Source organism: Cellulomonas humilata (genome assembly GCF_030814415.1).
Classification (GTDB): Bacteria; Actinomycetota; Actinomycetes; order Actinomycetales; family Cellulomonadaceae; genus Cellulomonas; species Cellulomonas humilata_A.
In genome coordinates this window covers 1,219,034-1,236,219 of record NZ_JAUSVB010000001.1, presented here as the reverse complement: position 1 = coordinate 1,236,219, position 17,186 = coordinate 1,219,034, and the positions used below count along the sequence as shown (strand labels likewise).

The window sequence follows — 17,186 nt, the reverse complement described above, 5'->3', positions numbered from 1 at the left end:
CCGCGGCGGTGGGGGTCGAGCTCGGTGGCGACAGACGCCGAGCCCGGCGCGGAGTGCCGAGCTCGAGGGTGCCGGAAGCGTGTGCCGCGACGGTCAGGTGCTGGTCAGGACGACCAGGGGGTCTGTCGTCGGCTGGGTGGATCCGCCTGCCGGTTCGATGGTGATCGCCAGGGCGTCGCCCGGCGAGAAGTCGTCGGTCAGCTGACGGACCGAGCCGGCGTCGTCGGCGAGCACGCCCGCGGACGTGGCGCCGTCGGCGTCGACGACCCACAGCTGGTAGGCCTTGTCGTCGCCGGGGTCCGGCAGGCCGGTCGCGCTGAACAGCGCGCGGTCGTCGGTGAGGATCGCCGTGGCAGCGCCGCCCCCGGTGACATCACCGTGCACGACGACCGCCGACGGGTCGGTCAGCAGGTCGGCGAGCGCCTGCTGCTGCTGCTCCGCCTGGTTCGCGCGCTGCGCCTGCTGCAGCGCGAGCGCGGTGGGCACGGCGGCGCCGACGACGACCGCGGCAGCGACGGCGAGCCACCGCGTGCGCGACGGTCGGCGGCGGTCGGCGAGGTGGGTGACCTCGGGCTGGTCGGACGTCGCGGCAGAGCGGTCGACGTGCCTGGGACCCGCGAGCGGGCCGAGCTGGGGGACGTCGGCGATCGCGTCGAGGACCGAGGCGCGCAGGGCGGCCGGGGGTTCGCCGGCGACGGCGTCGCCCAGGGTCGCGGCGACAGCGGTCAGCTGCGCCAGCTCGGCAGCGGCGGACGGGTCGGTGGCGACCAGGCGCTCGACCGCGGCGCGCTCGTCGGGGTCGACGGCGTCGAGCGCGTAGGCGCCGAGCAGGGAGCGCACGTCGTCGCCGGAGAAGGATGAGGACCCGGTCGTCATGACGTCACCCCCAAGCAGTCGCGCAGGCGGAGCAGTCCGTCGCGGATCCGCGTCTTGACCGTGGGCAGCGGCGCGGCGAGCTCGGCGGCCACCTCACGGTAGGTCCGGCCGCCGTAGTAGGCGAGGACCACGGCCTGCTTCTGCGTGGGGGTCAGCGTGCCGAGGCAGTCGCGGACGCGGACCTGCTCGAGGGCGGACTCCACCTCGTCGGCGACGACGTCGAACTCGCGCTCGGTGCTCTCGTCGAGGACCCGCTGGTCGCGGTCGCGCTGCGCCTGCACGGCACGGACGCGGTCGACGGCCCGCCGGTGGGCGAGCGTGAGGGTCCAGGTGCGAGCCGAACCGCGCGCGGCGTCGAACCGCGGGGCGGTGCGCCACACCTCGACCCACACCTCCTGGGCGACCTCGGCGGCGTGGTCCGGGTCCCGCAGGACGCCGAGGCAGGTGCCGAAGACGCCTCGGCCGAGGGTGTCGTAGAGGACGGCGAACGCCGAGTCGTCACCCCGCCCGACGTCCGAGAGCAGGGACTCGGCGGAGCGGGGCGCGTCGGCCTCGTCCGGTCCTCGCTCCACGCGGGCCAGTGTGCCCCACCGCTCGGCGGCCCGCCCTTCGGCGGGACGCGCCGGAGGCGCACAGAGCTGGGCGTGGGACATCGGGTCCTGTCGTCCGTCGCGGATGGGTCACTCGGAGTTCGTCGCCGACGGGCGCGCGGATTGCTCTGCGGCAGGAGCGGTCAGCGGTGGACGGCGAGCGCGGCGTCGCGATGGGCGTCGAGGCGCCGCTCGGACGCGACGCGCTCGGCGCGCTGCCACGGCTCGAGGATCCGACGGGCCGGACGGGCGGGCCTGCTCGGCGCACGCCGGGGGATGACGATCCGGGGGACAGGGATGCGCACGGTGCGCACGTCGTACGTCAGCGCGACCATGTCACGCCTCCTTCTGGGGCGAGGGCGGCTCGGGCGGCTCGGTGGCCGCGTCGGGGGCGTCGGACGCCTCCGGACCTGGTGCGGGAGGAAAGGTCAGATCGGGGTGGCTCGTCGCGAACCAGCGCATGAGGCGCGCGCCCGCGGGGCGGTCGGCCGTGTCCTGGACACGCCGGATGTAGGGCGCAAGCAGGGCGTTCACCGCCTGCATGAGCTCGTCGGTCTCGTCAGGCGTGGCCCAGAAGGAGTCCTTGGTCATCGAGACCGGCAGCGGGGTGCCCGCGAGCTCGTCGGCGCGGTCTGCCCGCTCCCGCAGGAAGCCGATGAACCCCTCGGCCTCCTGTCGCACGGTCACCTCGGCCAGCTCGACGACCGCCCGGATCGAGCCGGGCACCGACGGGTCGGGCTCGAAGTAGGTGCGCTCGGCGCTCCGCCACGGGCGCTCCCGGCCGCGCTGCTCCGCCGGCTCGATGAAGCCGTAGCGGGCGAGGAGGCGGAGGTGGAAGGAGCAGTTGGCCACGGACTCGCCCGTGTGCTTGGCGCACTGCGTCGCGGTCGCCTCGCCGACGTCGTCCAGGAACTCCAGGAGCGCGAGCCTCAGCGGGTGCGCGAGCGCTCGCATGCGCTCCGGGTCGCTGGGGCTGTGGCGGGTGTCGCCGGTCTCCGTGGTGCTCATGGTTCGAGAATAGAACTCGCAACACTTATTGCGCAAGAGTTATTGCGCAATGAGTGTTGCGTGATGCAGGCGATCGATGGCCCGGACGCGGCGAGGGCCCCCACCGTCGTCGGTGGGGGCCCTCGTCGGTCGTGCCGTACTAGCTCACTTGAACGCGTCCTTGACGTTCTCGCCGGCCTGCTTGAGATTCGCGCTGGCCTGGTCGCGCTTGCCTTCTGCTTCGAGACGCTCGTCGTCAGTCGCCTTGCCGGCCGATTCCTTGACCTTGCCCTTGGCTTCTTCCGCAGCGTTGCTGATCTTGTCGTCGAGACCCATCAGAATCACTCCTCTCGGGTTGGCAACGACTCGACGCTACGACGGCGACGCGGCTCCCGCATCCGCAACGACCGCGCCCCGCAGCGCCCCGAGCACCTGCGCCCAGTTGGCGGTCGCGTGCTCCGCCTCCTCCGCGGACCCGTTGCCGTCCTGCTCCAAGGTCACGTCGGTGGTCCCGTCGTGCTCCTCGAAGGTGAACGTCAGGTGGTGGTAGTTCTCGGGCACGTCCGGCTGCCCGCTGAGGGGTGAGTAGTGGGTGTAGCGCAGGCGTCTCGGCCGGTCGACCTCGAGGATCTCGCCGTGGTCCTGGAAGGGTCTGCCGTCCCACTCGCCGTCGAAGGTGATCGGCACGCCGACGACGTACGCGCTGGTCACGCGCGCGCCGAGCATCCAGGTGGCCTCCGGGTCGACGAGGGTGTCCCAGACGGTCTCGGCGGACGCGGGGATCTCGACCGTCGCGCGGGCGACGTGGTTCTCAGACATGGGCTCCTCCTCGCACGCGGTACAGGTCCGTCAGCGTGAAGATCTCCGAGCCGTGGTGGATGATCTCGCGGTTGATGTGCGCCACCAGGTGGGCGAACGGCGACTGCTGGTCGATCTCGGTGGCCTGACTGAACCCGACGGTGAAGATGTCATCGTCGGACATCCCCGCGATGCCCGCACGCCAGAGGTCGACCACCCGCGTGAGCTCGGCGACGGCCGTACCGACCTCGCCGGAGTACGTGAGCGTGGCGCGCCGGGCCTGGTGGTCGCCGAACGTCCAGTCGTAGCGCTCGGAGAGCACGTCGGTCAGGTGCGCGACGAGCCAGGCGACGGTCCGGGGTCCCGGGTGATCCCCCGACTCGGGCCACTCGACCACCCACTCGCCGACGCCGAACGCCCGCGGCGCGGTGGTCTCTCCTCGGCGACGGACGCTCAGGGCGCCGGGGCCGGGCTCCCACAGGAACTCGTCCTGGGTGACCGTCTCAAGCCGTTGCCCCAGCTCCCACCACGAGAACTCGAGCTGTCCCCGCACGACGGCGCGGGCCGTCGGCACACTGAGGATCGACCAGTCGAACTCGTCCATGAAGGGCTCCTGAGTGAGGGGGTGCCGACGGTAGCGACGACCTCAGACACTCAGCGCGGGATCCACCTCGCACCGAGCTCGGCGCCGGTGGGTCCGGGTCCCGGCAGGGTGCGCGTCCGGGCGCCCGGGCGCACGGCGTCGAGAAGCAGCGCGAGGTACCGCGCTCGCAGGACGCGCGTGCGCGCGGGGTCGTCGACACGCACGGCGGTGACCTGCTCGAAGATCATGGCGACGTCCTCCGTCACCAGGTCGTCGCGCACCGCGCCGGCGGCGACGGCTCGCTCGACGATGGCGTCGCCGAGGTCGCTCGCCTCCTGCGCGAGCTCGCTCAGCTCGGGGGTCGGCGTGAACGTCCCGGCCAGGTGGACGGTCAGCGAGTGGGTGTCCTCCTCGATGACGCCCTCGACGAACGACGCGAAGGAGTCCCACGGGTCCGCGAGCTGCGCGGCGCGGTCGGCGACGGCGATGAACCGGCGGAGCCCGTCGGCGCACAGGGTGGCCAGCAGGTCCTCCTTGCCGGCGAACCGGCGGTAGAGCGCGCTGATCCCGACGCCGGCCTCCTGCGCGACCGCGGCGATCGGGGCGTCGGGCGAGCGCATGAAGACGGTCCGGGCCGCGGCCAGGATCACCTCGTCGTTGCGCGCAGCCTGCGCCTTGCGTCCGCTGAGAGGAGTGCTCATGAGGGGACGCTAGCACTTGAACGGAATGATTCGTTCCGCTAGTCTCCTGAGTAGCGGAACGATGTGTTCCGTTCCAGATTGAGGAGGCCACCATGAGCACCATCCAGCCCTTCCGCGTCGACGTCCCGCAGGCCGAGCTCGACGACCTCCAGGACCGGCTGGCCCGCACCCGGTGGACCGACGAGATCCCCGGCTCGGGCAACGAGTACGGGGTCGCGCTCAGCCAGGTGAAGGCCTGGGCGGAGCACTGGCGCACGTCGTTCGACTGGCGCGCGCTCGAGGCCCGCCTCAACGCGCACCCGCAGTTCACGACCGAGATCGACGGTCAGACGATCCACTTCCTGCACGTCCGCTCCGGCGCCACCGACCCCGTCGCGCTGATCCTCACGCACGGCTGGCCGGGGTCGGTCGTCGAGTACCTCGACGTCATCGAGCCCCTCACGGCCGCCGGCTACGACCTGGTGATCCCGTCCCTGCCCGGCTTCGGGTTCTCGGGGCCGACGACGGACCGCGGCTGGGACATCCCGCGGACCGCGCGGGCCTGGAAGGAGCTCATGGCACGCCTGGGCTACGAGCGCTACGGCGCGGTCGGCAACGACGCGGGCTCGATGATCTCCCCCGAGCTGGGCCGGATCGACCCGCACGTGATCGGCGTGCACGTCACGCAGCTGTTCTCGTTCCCGTCGGGCGACCCCGCGGAGATGGCCGACCTCACCGAGGACGAGCAGGCGGCGATGGCCAGGCTGCAGTGGTTCTGGGAGTCGATGGGCGCCTTCAACGTGCTGCAGTCGCAGCAGCCGCAGACGCTGGCGCACGCGCTCGCGGACTCCCCGACCGGGCTGCTCGGCTGGAACGGTCAGCTGATGGTCGGGCTCGACGACGAGTTCGTCGTCGCCAACGTCGCCGTCTCGTGGTTCACGCGGACCAGCGGCTCGTCGATCCGCTTCTACAAGGAGATGACCGACTCGACAGAACAGCGGAACGGGCCGGCAGCGCCTACACAGACCCCGACGGCGCTGGCCGGCTCGACGAACGACTTCCTGTCGGTCCGCCGGTTCGCGCACCGCGACCACGCGAACATCGTGCGCTGGAACGTCTACGACACCCCCGGCCACTACGCCGCGCACGAGGCGACGGACGTGCTGGTCGAGGACGTCGACGCGTTCTTCCGCTCGCTCTGACTAGGCCGGGCCGGCCTCCGGGAGCTCCTCCCGGAGGCGCGGCTCGGTCCGGCGCGACGGCGCGAAGCCGGACTTGTCGGCGTAGAACGCGCGGACGACGTCCATGTCGGCGGCGACGTCGCCGGTCAGCCGGATCGTCGGACCGAGACCGGCGGTCATCGTGGTGCGGTCGACGTAGCCGAGGGTCACGGGCAGGTCGGTGGCGCGGGCGATCCGGTAGAACCCCGACTTCCAGCCGGAGCCGCTGCGGGTGCCCTCGGGCGTGACGACCAGGTAGAACCGGTCGCCGCCCTGGATGCGCTCCACGAGCTCGTCGACCAGCCCGGCGGGGTCGCGACGGTCCACGGGGATGCCACCGAGCCCCCGCATCAGCGGGCCGGCAGGCCCCTTGAACAGCTGGTGCTTGCCGAGCCAGCGGACCTTCAGGTCGGCCTCGCCCGAGATCGCGAGCATGAGGATGAAGTCCCAGTTCGAGGTGTGCGGCGCCCCGATGAGCAGCCCCGCCCCGTCCACCGGCACGCGCTCGGTCTGCAAGGTCCAGCGGCTGAGGCGCCAGTAGGCGCGAGCCAGGGTTCGTCGGAACGTCACGGGGTGGACGGTACCCCGAGCGGGGAAGCGCGCTCCGCACCCGTGGGAGCGCGTGCAGTCACAGCGGCGTGTGCTGTTTCTCCGGTTCCTCTTGACTCGTCCGACCCGCGTTCGTAGTGTCTGGTCACGAAGCCGCAAGAACTCGACAGGACCGACGCACAAAGTGGTGCGCATGGTCGCAACTGTCGGACGGTACACAGCTCCGCAGTTCACCGCCGTGCGCGCCGACGGGGCACCGACGCCCCTGACGGGCCGGTCCCGCGCGCCCGGAACCGGGTGGCGGTCCGAGCAGCGCGCCCGGCATCGAGCCCGCCCGGGCGGGAGAACGAGGACCACCATGAGAAGGAACGCCAGGCTCGCAGTCGCGGGCGTCACCACGGCCGCGCTCGTCGTACCGCTCGGGCTCGCCCTCGCGGCGCAGAGCGCGACCGCCGCCGAGCCCAACCTCGCCGCCGGCAAGCCCGCCACCGCCAGCAGCACGGTGGACGTCTACGGCGCCGGCAACGTCACCGACGGCAACCAGGGCACGTACTGGGAGTCGACCAACAACCAGTTCCCGCAGTGGGTGCAGGTGGACCTCGGCAGCGCCGCCACGGTCACCGACCTGACCCTCAAGCTGCCGACGGGCGCCTGGGGCACGCGCACGCAGACCATCACCGTGCAGGGCTCCACCAACGGCTCCACGTTCAGCACCCTGAAGAACCAGGCGGGCTACACGTTCGACCCTGGCCAGGCCAACACCGTGAACGTCGACGTCACCGACACGTCCGTGCGCTACGTCCGGCTGAGCATCACCGGCAACACCGGCTGGCCCGCCGGGCAGCTCTCCGAGCTCGAGGTCCACGGCACCTCGACCCCCACGCCGACGCCGACCGGCCCGATCCCGACCACTCCCCCCACCGGCCAGAACCTCGCCCTCAGCCGGCCCATCGTCGCGTCGTCGACCGAGTGGACCTACGCCGCGGGCAACGCGGTCGACGGGAACCTCGGCACCTACTGGGAGGGCGCCGGCGGCCAGTACCCGGGCAACCTCACGGTCACGCTCGCGTCGGCCAGCCAGCTCTCGGCGGTCACCGTCAAGCTCAACCCGGACGGCGCGTGGGGCAACCGCACCCAGACGTTCTCCGTCGAGGGCCGCACCGGCACCGGGGCGTTCACCACCCTGGCGCCGTCGGCCGGCCGGTCCTTCAGCCCGTCGACCGGCAACACCGTCACCGTGCCCGTGAGCGGCACCGCGACCGACGTCCGCCTCGTCTTCACCGGGAACACCGGCGCGGGCAATGGGCAGGTGGCCGAGCTCCAGGTGTTCGGCGCCGCGGCACCCAACCCTGACCTCACGGTCACGGGCGTGACCGGGCCGGCGAACGCGACGGAGTCCAGCCCCGTGACCCTCACCGCGACGGTGAAGAACATCGGCACGACGGCCTCGGCCGCCACGACCGTCGCCTTCCAGGTGGACGGGCAGAACGCCGCCAACGCGTCGGTCGGCGCACTGAACCCCGGCGCCACCGCGACGGTCACCGCGAGCGTCGGTGCCCGCGCCGCCGGCTCATACACGATCGGAGCCACCGCCGACGCGGCGAACACCGTGGTCGAGCAGAACGAGTCCAACAACGCCTACAGCAACCCGACCAAGCTGGTCGTGGCACCCGTGGCGAGCTCGGACCTGGTCCCCGTCGTCAGCTGGTCCCCGAGCAACCCGGCCGCGGGCGCGGTCGTCACGTTCACCGGGGCGGTCGCCAACAACGGCAACATCCCGACGTCCACCGCCGCGCACGGCCTGACGGTCACCATCAAGGACTCGACGACGGGCACCGTGGTCAAGACGCTCACCGGCTCGATCAGCGGCGCGATCGCCGCCGGGGCGACGAGCGGGTCCGTGAACCTGGGTACCTGGACGGCCGGGAACGGCACGTACGACGTGTCCAGCGCGGTCGCCGCGGACTCCACCGAGGTGCCCGGCAAGCAGGCGAACAACGTGGTGACCGGGGGGATCTTCGTCGGGCGCGGCGCACGTCTGCCGTTCGACATGTACGAGGCCGAGGACGGCCGCACGGGCGGCGGCGCGGTGCTCGTCGGGCCCAACCGCACGGTCGGCGACCTCGCCGGTGAAGCCTCCGGGCGTCGCGCGGCCACCCTGAGCGCCACGGGCTCCTACGTGGAGTGGACGACGAAGAACCCGACGAACACGCTGGTCACCCGCTTCTCGATCCCGGACAACGCCGCCGGCACCGGAGCCAGCGGGAGCATCGACGTCTTCGTCAACGGCACCTACCTCAAGCGCCTCGACCTGACGTCGCGGTTCGCGTGGCTGTACGGCAACGAGACCAACCCGAACAACCAGCCCGGCTCCGGAGGACCGCGGCACATCTACGACGAGGCCAGCACGCTGCTGGGCACCACCGTGCCCGCCGGCGCGACCATCCGCCTGCAGCGCACGGCCAGCAACCCGCAGCCGGTGACGATCGACTTCATCAACACCGAGCTGGCCACGGCGAACCCGAACCCGAACCCGGCGCAGTACGTGCAGCCGACCGGATTCACCCACCAGGACGTGCAGAACGCGCTCGACAAGGCGCGCATGGACACCACGGGCGCGATCAAGGGCGTCTACCTGCCCGCCGGCGACTACAGCACGTCGAGCAAGTTCCAGGTGTACGGCAAGGCGGTCGACATCGTCGGCGCCGGTCCGTGGTTCACGCGGTTCTTCGCACCGACCGGGCAGGAGAACACCGACGTCGGCTTCCGCGCGGAGGCGTCGTCGAACGGGTCGAAGTTCCGCGGGTTCGCGTACTTCGGCAACTACACCAGCCGCATCGACGGCCCCGGCAAGGTCCTGGACTTCACCAACGTGTCGAACATGACGGTCGACGACCTCTGGGTCGAGCACATGATCTGCATGTTCTGGGCGTCCAACATGGACAACAGCACGATCACCAACTCCCGCATCCGGAACACGTTCGCCGACGGCATCAACATGACCAACGGCAGCGCCAACAACCGGGTGGCCAACATCGAGGCGCGCGGCACGGGCGACGACTCGTTCGCCCTGTTCGCGGCCACCGACGCGGGCGGCACGGGCCAGACCGGCAACGTCTACGAGAACCTGACGTCCCTGGTCACGTGGCGCGCAGCCGGGCTCGCCGTCTACGGCGGCTACGGGAACGTGTTCCGGAACATCTACATCGCGGACACGCTCGTGTACTCCGGCATCACGATCAGCTCGCTCGACTTCGGGTACCCGATGGACGAGTTCGGCTCCGCGGCGCCGACGAGCTTCCAGAACATCTCGATCGTGCGCGCCGGCGGGCACTTCTGGGGCAACCAGACGTTCCCCGCGATCTGGGTGTTCTCCGCGTCGAAGAAGTTCCAGGGCATCCGGGTCAGCGACGTCGACATCGTCGACCCGACCTACTCCGGGATCATGTTCCAGACGAACTACGTGGGCAGCCAGCCGCAGAACCCGATCACCGACACCACGTTCACCAACGTGTCGATCACCGGGGCACGCAAGAGCGGGGACGCCTGGGACGCCAAGTCCGGGTTCGGCATCTGGGTCAACGAGATGCCGGAGCAGGGTCAGGGTCCGGCGGTCGGCTCGGTGACCTTCACCAACCTGCGCATGAGCGGCAACGCGCAGGACATCAAGAACACGACGTCCACGTTCACCATCAACCGGAACTAGGACTCGTCACCGACGCCCGGGCCGGGTCCCCTCCCCCGGTCCGGGCGTACGACGGCGGACGGTCGGTGTGCGGTCCCGACCGTCCGTCGCCGTACCTCTCAGTCGCGGTCCCGGCACACCAGCAGCAGCGTGACGTCGTCGACCGACGCGGGGTCCCGGCACTCGCGCAGGACCTCGTCGATGTCGACCGGACGTCCGTCGGTCCCGTCGAACTGGGCGCGCAGGCGCCGCAGCCCGTCGCGCAACGACGTCTCCCGGGAGTCGACCAGCCCGTCGCTGTACAGCACGAGGCCACCGCCGGGCGGCAGGGTGAGCCTGGTCGTCGGCGGCTCGCCCGACCCGACACCGACCGGCCGGTCGACGGGGATCTCCAGCAGCGCCGCGGAACCACCGGGATCCAGCAGCAGGGGTCTCGGGTGTCCCGCGACGGAGAGCTCGACCTCGCCCGTCGTCAGGTCCACGAGGGCGACGACGACGGTCGCCATCTCGAACGGCATCGTCCACCGGACCGCGTGGTCGAGCGACGCGAGGGTCTGCGCCGGGGAGTCACCGCGCAGGAGGTACGCCCGCAGCGCGTTGCGGACCTGCCCCATCGCGGCGGCCGCCGACAACCCGTGCCCGGCCACGTCCCCCACCACCACGGCTAGCCGGCCGTCCGGGAGCACGAGCGCGTCGTACCAGTCGCCCCCCACCCGCCCTCCGGCAGCGGGCTCGTAGCGGGCGTGCACCGCCCAGCCCTCGGGGTCCGGGACCGACGACGGGAGGAGGCTGCGCTGCACGGTCTCCGCGGCCCGGACCTGGAGCTGCGAACGCTCCAGGAGCACCTCGAGCAGCCGCGCCCGCAGCTCCTCCGCGGAGCGCACCTCACGCTCGGTCCAGGCCTCGCTGCGCCCCCGGACGGTCTCGCGCCAGAGCGCGAACGACTTGCGCGGGCTGAGGCGCACGTCATCGCCCTCGCGGGTGGCGATCGCCTTGTTGTGCGGGTCGCCGCCCCAGTCCACGTTGTGCACGGCCTCGTGCCGGAGCCACACCACGGCCTGGCCTTCCGGCAGCCGCAGCGCGAGCAGGCCGGCGAACTCCGGGAACGCGGCCGCGAGCTGCGGCTCCTGCTCCTCCAGCGCATCGCGGACGACGACCTCGGCGTCCTGCCCGGCCACCCAGGCGAGCAGCGGTGCCGGGTCGGCCGGCACCCGTCCGACGGAGTCGACCACACCGTCGGCGGACACGATCGCCCCCTGCGCGGGGACGAGGTCGAGCACCGAGGTCGTGCCGACGAGGGACGATGCCAGCGCGCGGTCGTGGTCACGGCCACGCGTCAGCAGCCGCGACAAGGTGCCCGCCGCACGGATGCGGGCCTCGAGCTCGTCCTCCTCGACGCGTGCCACCAGGCGCAGCGACAAGGTGGACCCCAGGAACTCCGCCGCGGCCCGCACCCCGAACGGCGGGTCGTGCGGGCCCGAGTAGTGGTGGCATGCGATGAGGCCCCAGAGCCGGCCGTTCCGCAGCAACGAGATCGACATCGACGCGGCGACGCCCATGTTGCGCAGGTACTCCAGGTGGATGGGCGAGACGCTGCGCAGGATCGAGTGCGTGAGGTCGAGCGGCAGGCCGGTCTCCTCGTCGAGACCCGGCACGATCCGCGACGGGGTGTAGCCGACGTCGGAGATGAGCCGCACCCAGTTCTGCTCGTAGAGCGCGCGGGCCTGCGGCGGGATGTCGGACGCCGGGTAGTGCAGGCCGAGGAACGGGTTGAGGTCGGGGCGCTTCGCCTCCGCGACGACCTCGCCGTTGTACTCGTCGTCGAAGCGGTAGATCATCACGCGGTCGAAGCCCGTGAGCGCCCTGACCTCGCGCGCGGTGATCTCGTAGAGCTGCGCCAGGTCGTGCGCGTGGTTGAGCTGCTCGACCGCGCCGCGCACCGCCTGGTACGTGTTCGGGAACGAGAACGGGCGAGGTCCCGATGCGGGCTCCAGCTCGACGATCAGCAGCGTGCTCTCGCCGCTGAGGATGCGGTGCAGGACAACGTCGAGCTCGACGTCACCGACCGTGACCACCAGCGGGTTGCGGGCTCGCAGGTTGCCCCAGGTGCGGACGTGGTGCTCGATCGCGCCGGCGGCCTCGGCGCCGAGCACGTCCTCCAGCGGATGGCCGAGGACGTCGTCGACCGGGTGCCCGAGGATCTCCGCGACGTTCTGCGAGGTGTGCCGCACCACCAGGTCCGGCTCGGTGACGGCCAGGAAGACCCCGCGCGGCTGGATGCTGCCCGGCACGTGGATGGGCTCGCGGGCGCAGTTGTCCAGGTCGACCGGTTCACCGGGCGCGAGGAATGTCGTCCCCTCCGCATCCGCCATGGTCACCTCCGACTCGCCCTGGTCCGACGCAGGATCGTAGTCGCCACCCTGCCACGGTCGAGAGCGGGGCGGTTCAGCCGGGGACGACCACCTTCGTCGCGGCCTGGGCGCTCCGCGAGCGCCGGACGAGCTCCCCGGGCACCTTCAGCGCACGGGCACGCGACGGCATGAACCGCAGGAAGAACCCGACCCGCATCAGCCACGCTACCCACCCGGTGAGCGGGAACCCGTACAGGTCCGCAACGCCGCGGCCGACCCCGAACGACGCCGCCTGACCGAGCCCGAGGTACCGGAACGGTCTTCCGGCCCGCCCTCGAAGGGCGCGCGCGACGTTGCGGCCCACCTGGTCGCCGGCCTTGATGGCCCACAGCGCGTTGGACGTCACCGGCAGGCCGCTGCGCGGGTGCGCGACGGACGCGGCATCGCCGGCGGACCAGACATCGGGCGCGACGAGCAGGTCGCGGGTGGTCACCAGCCGGCCGCGGCCGTCGCGCGGGAGGGACTCCAGGCCGGGCAGGGCGACCGCGCGCTGGCCTGTGGTCGCCAGGACGACGTGCGTGGGGACGACGGAGCCGTCGGACAGGGACACCGAGCCGTCGTCCACCGCGTCGACCCGGACGCCGGTGCGGACGTCGACCCCCAGCCGCGCGAGCTCGCGCGTGCAGCGGGCGGCCAGCCGGGGGTGCTCGGCGTGCAGCACCGGCACCACCCGGTCGGCCGACTGGACCAGCACGACCTGCGCCGTTCGGGCCGCGAGCGCGGCGGCGAGCTCGACCCCCGCGAGCCCGCCGCCGACGACCACCACGGGACCGTCGAGAACCCGTACCCGCTGCAGCAGGTCGGCGAGGTCACCCGGTCCCCGCAGCGTGAGTCCGTGTCCCGCCAGTCCGTCGACCGCGTCGAGCGGCTCGCGGCCACCGGCGCCGACGACGAGCGCGTCGTAGCCGATCTCGCCGCCGGTGAACGAGACCGTCCGCGCGAGGACGTCGACGTGCGTGACCCGGGCGTGCAGCACCCGGGCCTTCGGCATCGCCTCGGTCAGCGGGGTCTGCGTCAGCGCGATCGGGAGCAACCCCGCGACGACCTCGCCCGTGAACCCGTGGAAGTTGTGCACCGTGTCCGCGCTGATCACGACGATCTCGACCTCGCGCCGGCGCAGCTCGCCGCGCAGCCGCCGGACGAGCGCGCCGTACGCGTGCAGCGTCACGTAGCCGCCGCCGAGGAGGACGACCCGCTTCATCGGACGCTCACGAGCGGCCGGCCGAAGCTGGCCGGTGCGGCCGCCGCGAACCCGTGCTGCGCGAACCGGTCGGCCAGGCCGCGGATGTGCGCGACGTGGTCGAGGGTCGGGACCCCCGTCGAGAAGTGCCCGACGTGCCCCGCGAGCCCCAGCAGGAACGTCTCCGCGAAGCACGCGTACGCCTGCCCGCGCGGCAGCCCGATGTCGCCGCCGCGCAGGTGCATGCCGGGCACCTCGACGACCCCGCCGTCGACCACGGTCACGTCCGGGCGTGCCGCCGCGAGGTCCGGCGAGGTGTTGCGGGGCTGGGTGGCGTCCAGGACGCGTGCGCCGGGCGCCAGGTGCTCGGCCCCGAGCAGCGCGTCGGCCGACGCCGTCAGCAGCACCACCGCGTCGCAGCCGCGCACGTCGTGCATGTCCGTCGAGGTCGTCGTCGGCACCCGGCGACCCACCTCCGCGGCGAGCGCGGCGAGCTTCGGCACACCGCGTGCGACGAGGAGCAGCGAGTCGACCGCACCGGACTGCGCGAGCAGCCGGACCAGCGTGGTGCCGACGGATCCCGTCGCACCGACGACCGCGACCCGACGCTCCGGCAGGTCGGCCAGCAGAGCCATCAGCTGGTCCTCGACGATCGCCGCCGTGTACGCGTTGCCGTTGGTGACACCGATGTCTGTCCGCCCCCGCAGCGTCGCGCCACCGGCGGTGACCGTCGCGGTCAGCGCCCCCAGCCCGACGACCCCCGCACCGAGCCGAGCGGCGTGGTCGATCGCCCGACCGACGCGCACCCGGCCCTCGTGCGGCTCGGACAGCAGGTGCTTGGCGCCGAACGGCACGAGCACGACATGACCGACGGGCGCCGAGTCCAGGTGCACGCGCGCCATCGCGTACGACGGGAGCGGCAGCTTCCTGACGGCCGAGTCGATGAACCGCTCTGGCACCCGGCCGAGCGGACGCCAGACGCGAGCCAGGTCCTCCGCGATCCGGGCACGCGGATGGACCAGGAAGGCGAACGGGACGGCGCTGCTCATCACGGGGCTCCGGGGGATCGAGGTGTGCCCGGAAAGGACGCCGTGACTCGTTCCTGATACCCCCGGTGCCGGGTGAGGTGCTGGTCAGCGCCGTGAGGCATGCATCTCCAGAGATTCATCGTCTCCAACGGACAATGTGAATCTGCTAGGATTCATCGCTATGGAGGAGCCCATTGAATCTGCACAGATGCGTTGGTACCGCGCGCGGACCAAGGCCTCGCTGGGTGCCGCCCTCCAGTCCATCCGACAGCGCGCCGGGACCAACCAGAGCGACCTGGCGGCACGGGTGGGCTCCTCACGCCCGCACCTGTCTCGCCTCGAACGCGGCACGAGCCCCCAGGTGGACACGCTCATGAAGCTCCTCGACGTCCAGGGCTACGAGCTGGTGGTGGTCCCCCGCGGATCGACCGTGACGGTGGAGCCGCCCCGATGAGCATCCTGACCATGTGGCTGCACGGACAGGTCGTCGGCGAGCTCGAACAGCTCCGCAACGCCCGCCTACGCCTACGGTTCACCGAGGGCGCGCTCAGCACCTACGGCTTCGGCGCGCGCCCCCTCTCATTGTCGCTGCCCCTGACGGACAAGCGTGTCCAGGGAGATGCGCTCGAACGGTTCTGCGACAACCTCCTGCCCGAGGGGAGCGGGCGTGCAGTCCTCGAGCGCGAGCACTCGATCCGCCCCGGTGACGCGTTCGCGCTGCTCGCTCACATCGGACGCGAGTGCGCCGGCGCGATCCAGTTCACCACCGGCGACGTCACGGTCGGAGACGGCGTCCTCTCGCCGCTGACCGACGAGCAGGTCGACGTGATCGTGCGCGACCTGCCCACCCACCCGACCCGGGACGGCTTGGAGGTGTCTGCATCCCTCGGCGGCATCCAGGACAAGGTGCTGCTCACCAGGACCGCGGAGGGCTGGGCGTGGCCGTCCGGGGGTGCGATGTCGACGCACCTCATCAAGCCCGAGCCGATCAGCACACAGGTCGTCGTCCCGCAGATCATTCGGTACGAGCACTGGGCGCTCCGACTCGCCACCGACGCCGGATTGCGGGCCGCCAAGGCCGACCTGCAGACGTTCGGTGGGCGGGAGGCGCTCGTCGTGGAGAGGTTCGACCGTCGCGACGGTCGCCGTGCTCACCAAGAGGACTTCACGCAGGCACTCGGCCTCGCCGCCAGGGACAAGTACGAGGCGAGCGCCGGTGAACGCCGGCTGGCAGCACTGGCGGCTCTCGCGGCGTCCGAGGCGCTCGACCCTGTCGCGTTCCTGTCGGACCTCCTCGCCCAGGTGACGTTCAACGCCGCGATCGGCAACGGGGACGCGCACTCGAAGAACTACTCCGTGCACATCAGCCAGTCCGCGAACGTCTCGATGACACCCCTGTACGACGTCGCGCCGGTGTTCCTCGTCGCGTCGAGGCTCCGGCACGCGGGTCACGCGGTCGACCAGCAGGTCTACCTGCCCTACATCACCGCCGGCCACCTCACGTCCGAGGCCGAGCTCTGGGGGCTGTCGGCCGAGGTGGCCGCGAACGTCGTGAGGGACACGCTGCTGGCTCTCGCGCGCAGCGCGGAAGCCCTGGGCGATCCTGACGTCGAGATCTCCGTCGCCGAGGCAGTCAGAGACCGCGCCCTCACACTGCTGGGACCGATGGGCTAGCCCGGAAGATCGACCGGGACGATGCCGTCCTTCTCGATCATGAAGCGCCAGAACAGCGGGACGGCGTCGGCAGCAGGCCGCTCGATCCGGTCGCGGTGCCCGGTGACCGACGTGTGCTCGATCACCACGTCGCCCGGCCCGGGGGACCAGACCGAGTTCGGTGCTCGCACGAGAACCATGCCCAACGGCGGCTCCGGGACCGGCGTCGGCACCACCATGAGGTCGTGCATCGCGGTGCAGCCGGCGAGCAGCCCGACTGCGGTCGATGCGCGCACGCTCTCGACGATGTCGACCATGTGCTGGTAGCGCGGATGACGATCGGCCGTCTCCTCGAAGAAGGCAGCGATGTCCGCCCACGGCTTCGGCCGGAAGGGATAGGGGTGGCCGTGGCTCCGCACATCGAGAGTCTGCCAGGCGCTCCCTCAGAGGGCTCCGATGATCGAGGTGTGCGCCAGAAGACTGCCGGCTCCCGCTCCGGAGACCGTCGGAACCGGGTGAGGTGTTGTCAGACGGGCTGCTCGCGATGCCACAGGCCCTAGGGTCGCTCCATGCGATTCGGTCGACGTCAGCCCGAGGCGCTCTTCGACCCCGCGCAGATCGACGTGGTCGCCGAGTCGTCTGACGGAGTGATCGAGCTCGTCGTCGTCCAGGCGAACCGGTGGACCGGGTCGGACGCTCAGCTGGAGTCGCTCCAGGCGAAGGTCCAGACCTACGTCTCCTTCGCGCTAGACGGGGAGCTCCTGCAACGGTTCCCTGACGCAGCAGGGAAGCCCTGGCGCATCGTCGTCAACTCCCTGGACGGGGACCCTGACAGTCGCACCAGGCAGGTGCTCGAGGTGGTGGCGACGCGCCTGCCTGACCACGGCGGATCCTTGCTGCTGCGCTCCCCCTGAACGCATCGCCCGCAGCCGGAGGGAGGCCGGGC

Annotated in this window: 18 protein-coding genes; 5 read left to right on the top strand and 13 right to left on the bottom strand. The window is 71.7% G+C overall.

Features of this window, described 5'->3' with window-relative positions; genetic code table 11:
* Positions 1-93 precede the first annotated feature (93 nt).
* From J2X26_RS05845 to J2X26_RS05810, 8 genes are all read right to left on the bottom strand, one after another.
* Positions 94-876, bottom strand: a complete 783-nt coding sequence (locus J2X26_RS05845; RefSeq protein ID WP_307490574.1) for an anti-sigma factor — start codon at positions 874-876, stop codon at positions 94-96.
* A complete protein-coding gene (gene sigK, locus J2X26_RS05840) occupies positions 873-1,448 on the bottom strand; it encodes an ECF RNA polymerase sigma factor SigK (RefSeq protein WP_307490572.1) in 576 nt (191 codons plus the stop codon). Before sigK ends, J2X26_RS05845 begins: the two co-directional genes overlap by 4 nt.
* 161 nt (positions 1,449-1,609) lie before the next feature.
* The gene (locus tag J2X26_RS05835; protein WP_307490571.1) at positions 1,610-1,801 is read right to left on the bottom strand and encodes a hypothetical protein; all 192 of its coding nucleotides are present in this window, start codon (positions 1,799-1,801) and stop codon (positions 1,610-1,612) included.
* A gap of 1 nt (position 1,802) precedes the next feature.
* A complete protein-coding gene (locus tag J2X26_RS05830; RefSeq protein WP_307490569.1) occupies positions 1,803-2,474 on the bottom strand; it encodes an ArsR/SmtB family transcription factor in 672 nt (223 codons plus the stop codon).
* 144 nt (positions 2,475-2,618) lie between these two features.
* Complete coding sequence (locus tag J2X26_RS05825) at positions 2,619-2,789, bottom strand: CsbD family protein (protein ID WP_307490567.1); 171 nt, start codon at positions 2,787-2,789, stop codon at positions 2,619-2,621.
* 36 nt (positions 2,790-2,825) lie between these two features.
* On the bottom strand, positions 2,826-3,272 hold the full coding sequence (locus tag J2X26_RS05820) for an SRPBCC family protein (protein ID WP_307490566.1): 447 nt from the start codon (positions 3,270-3,272) through the stop codon (positions 2,826-2,828).
* Positions 3,265-3,855: a DinB family protein gene (locus J2X26_RS05815; protein ID WP_307490565.1), complete on the bottom strand. Its 591-nt coding sequence runs from the start codon at positions 3,853-3,855 to the stop codon at positions 3,265-3,267. The genes J2X26_RS05820 and J2X26_RS05815 overlap by 8 nt, the downstream gene beginning before the upstream one ends.
* A gap of 50 nt (positions 3,856-3,905) precedes the next feature.
* Positions 3,906-4,535, bottom strand: coding sequence for a TetR/AcrR family transcriptional regulator (locus J2X26_RS05810; RefSeq protein WP_307490563.1), 630 nt, complete (start codon positions 4,533-4,535; stop codon positions 3,906-3,908).
* Between the two features lie 92 nt (positions 4,536-4,627).
* Here J2X26_RS05810 and J2X26_RS05805 point away from each other — a divergent pair, with 92 nt between their 5' ends.
* Positions 4,628-5,716, top strand: a complete 1,089-nt coding sequence (locus tag J2X26_RS05805; protein WP_307490560.1) for an epoxide hydrolase family protein — start codon at positions 4,628-4,630, stop codon at positions 5,714-5,716.
* Here J2X26_RS05805 and J2X26_RS05800 read toward each other — a convergent pair whose 3' ends face one another.
* A complete protein-coding gene (locus J2X26_RS05800; protein ID WP_307490558.1) occupies positions 5,717-6,304 on the bottom strand; it encodes a 1-acyl-sn-glycerol-3-phosphate acyltransferase in 588 nt (195 codons plus the stop codon). It abuts the gene before it with no gap.
* 337 nt (positions 6,305-6,641) lie between these two features.
* On the opposite strand from J2X26_RS05800, the gene J2X26_RS05795 reads away from it, so the two are divergent.
* Positions 6,642-9,989, top strand: a complete 3,348-nt coding sequence (locus tag J2X26_RS05795) for a discoidin domain-containing protein (RefSeq protein WP_307490556.1) — start codon at positions 6,642-6,644, stop codon at positions 9,987-9,989.
* A gap of 98 nt (positions 9,990-10,087) precedes the next feature.
* Here the strand turns inward: J2X26_RS05795 and J2X26_RS05790 are convergent, their stop codons facing one another.
* The 3 genes from J2X26_RS05790 to J2X26_RS05780 all read right to left on the bottom strand — a co-directional run bounded on the left by J2X26_RS05790 (position 10,088) and on the right by J2X26_RS05780 (position 14,608).
* Entirely contained in the window at positions 10,088-12,340 is a 2,253-nt protein-coding gene (locus J2X26_RS05790) for a SpoIIE family protein phosphatase (protein WP_307490554.1), read from the bottom strand.
* A gap of 73 nt (positions 12,341-12,413) precedes the next feature.
* Positions 12,414-13,580 (bottom strand): NAD(P)/FAD-dependent oxidoreductase, encoded by a 1,167-nt coding sequence (locus tag J2X26_RS05785; protein ID WP_307490553.1) that lies wholly within the window; start codon positions 13,578-13,580, stop codon positions 12,414-12,416.
* On the bottom strand, positions 13,577-14,608 hold the full coding sequence (locus J2X26_RS05780; RefSeq protein WP_307490552.1) for a semialdehyde dehydrogenase: 1,032 nt from the start codon (positions 14,606-14,608) through the stop codon (positions 13,577-13,579). Before J2X26_RS05780 ends, J2X26_RS05785 begins: the two co-directional genes overlap by 4 nt.
* A gap of 187 nt (positions 14,609-14,795) precedes the next feature.
* Here J2X26_RS05780 and J2X26_RS05775 point away from each other — a divergent pair, with 187 nt between their 5' ends.
* Positions 14,796-15,041: a helix-turn-helix domain-containing protein gene (locus J2X26_RS05775; protein WP_307490551.1), complete on the top strand. Its 246-nt coding sequence runs from the start codon at positions 14,796-14,798 to the stop codon at positions 15,039-15,041.
* Positions 15,038-16,261 carry a type II toxin-antitoxin system HipA family toxin gene (locus J2X26_RS05770; RefSeq protein WP_307490549.1) on the top strand — a complete coding sequence of 408 codons (1,224 nt, stop codon included), beginning with the start codon at positions 15,038-15,040 and terminating at the stop codon, positions 16,259-16,261. The genes J2X26_RS05775 and J2X26_RS05770 overlap by 4 nt, the downstream gene beginning before the upstream one ends.
* On the opposite strand, the gene J2X26_RS05765 is transcribed toward J2X26_RS05770, so the two are convergent.
* Entirely contained in the window at positions 16,258-16,659 is a 402-nt protein-coding gene (locus tag J2X26_RS05765) for a hypothetical protein (RefSeq protein WP_307490547.1), read from the bottom strand. The two genes, J2X26_RS05770 and J2X26_RS05765, sit on opposite strands and share 4 nt — an antisense overlap.
* A 150-nt stretch (positions 16,660-16,809) precedes the next feature.
* Here J2X26_RS05765 and J2X26_RS05760 point away from each other — a divergent pair, with 150 nt between their 5' ends.
* Positions 16,810-17,154: a DUF6572 domain-containing protein gene (locus J2X26_RS05760; protein ID WP_307490546.1), complete on the top strand. Its 345-nt coding sequence runs from the start codon at positions 16,810-16,812 to the stop codon at positions 17,152-17,154.
* Positions 17,155-17,186 lie beyond the last annotated feature (32 nt).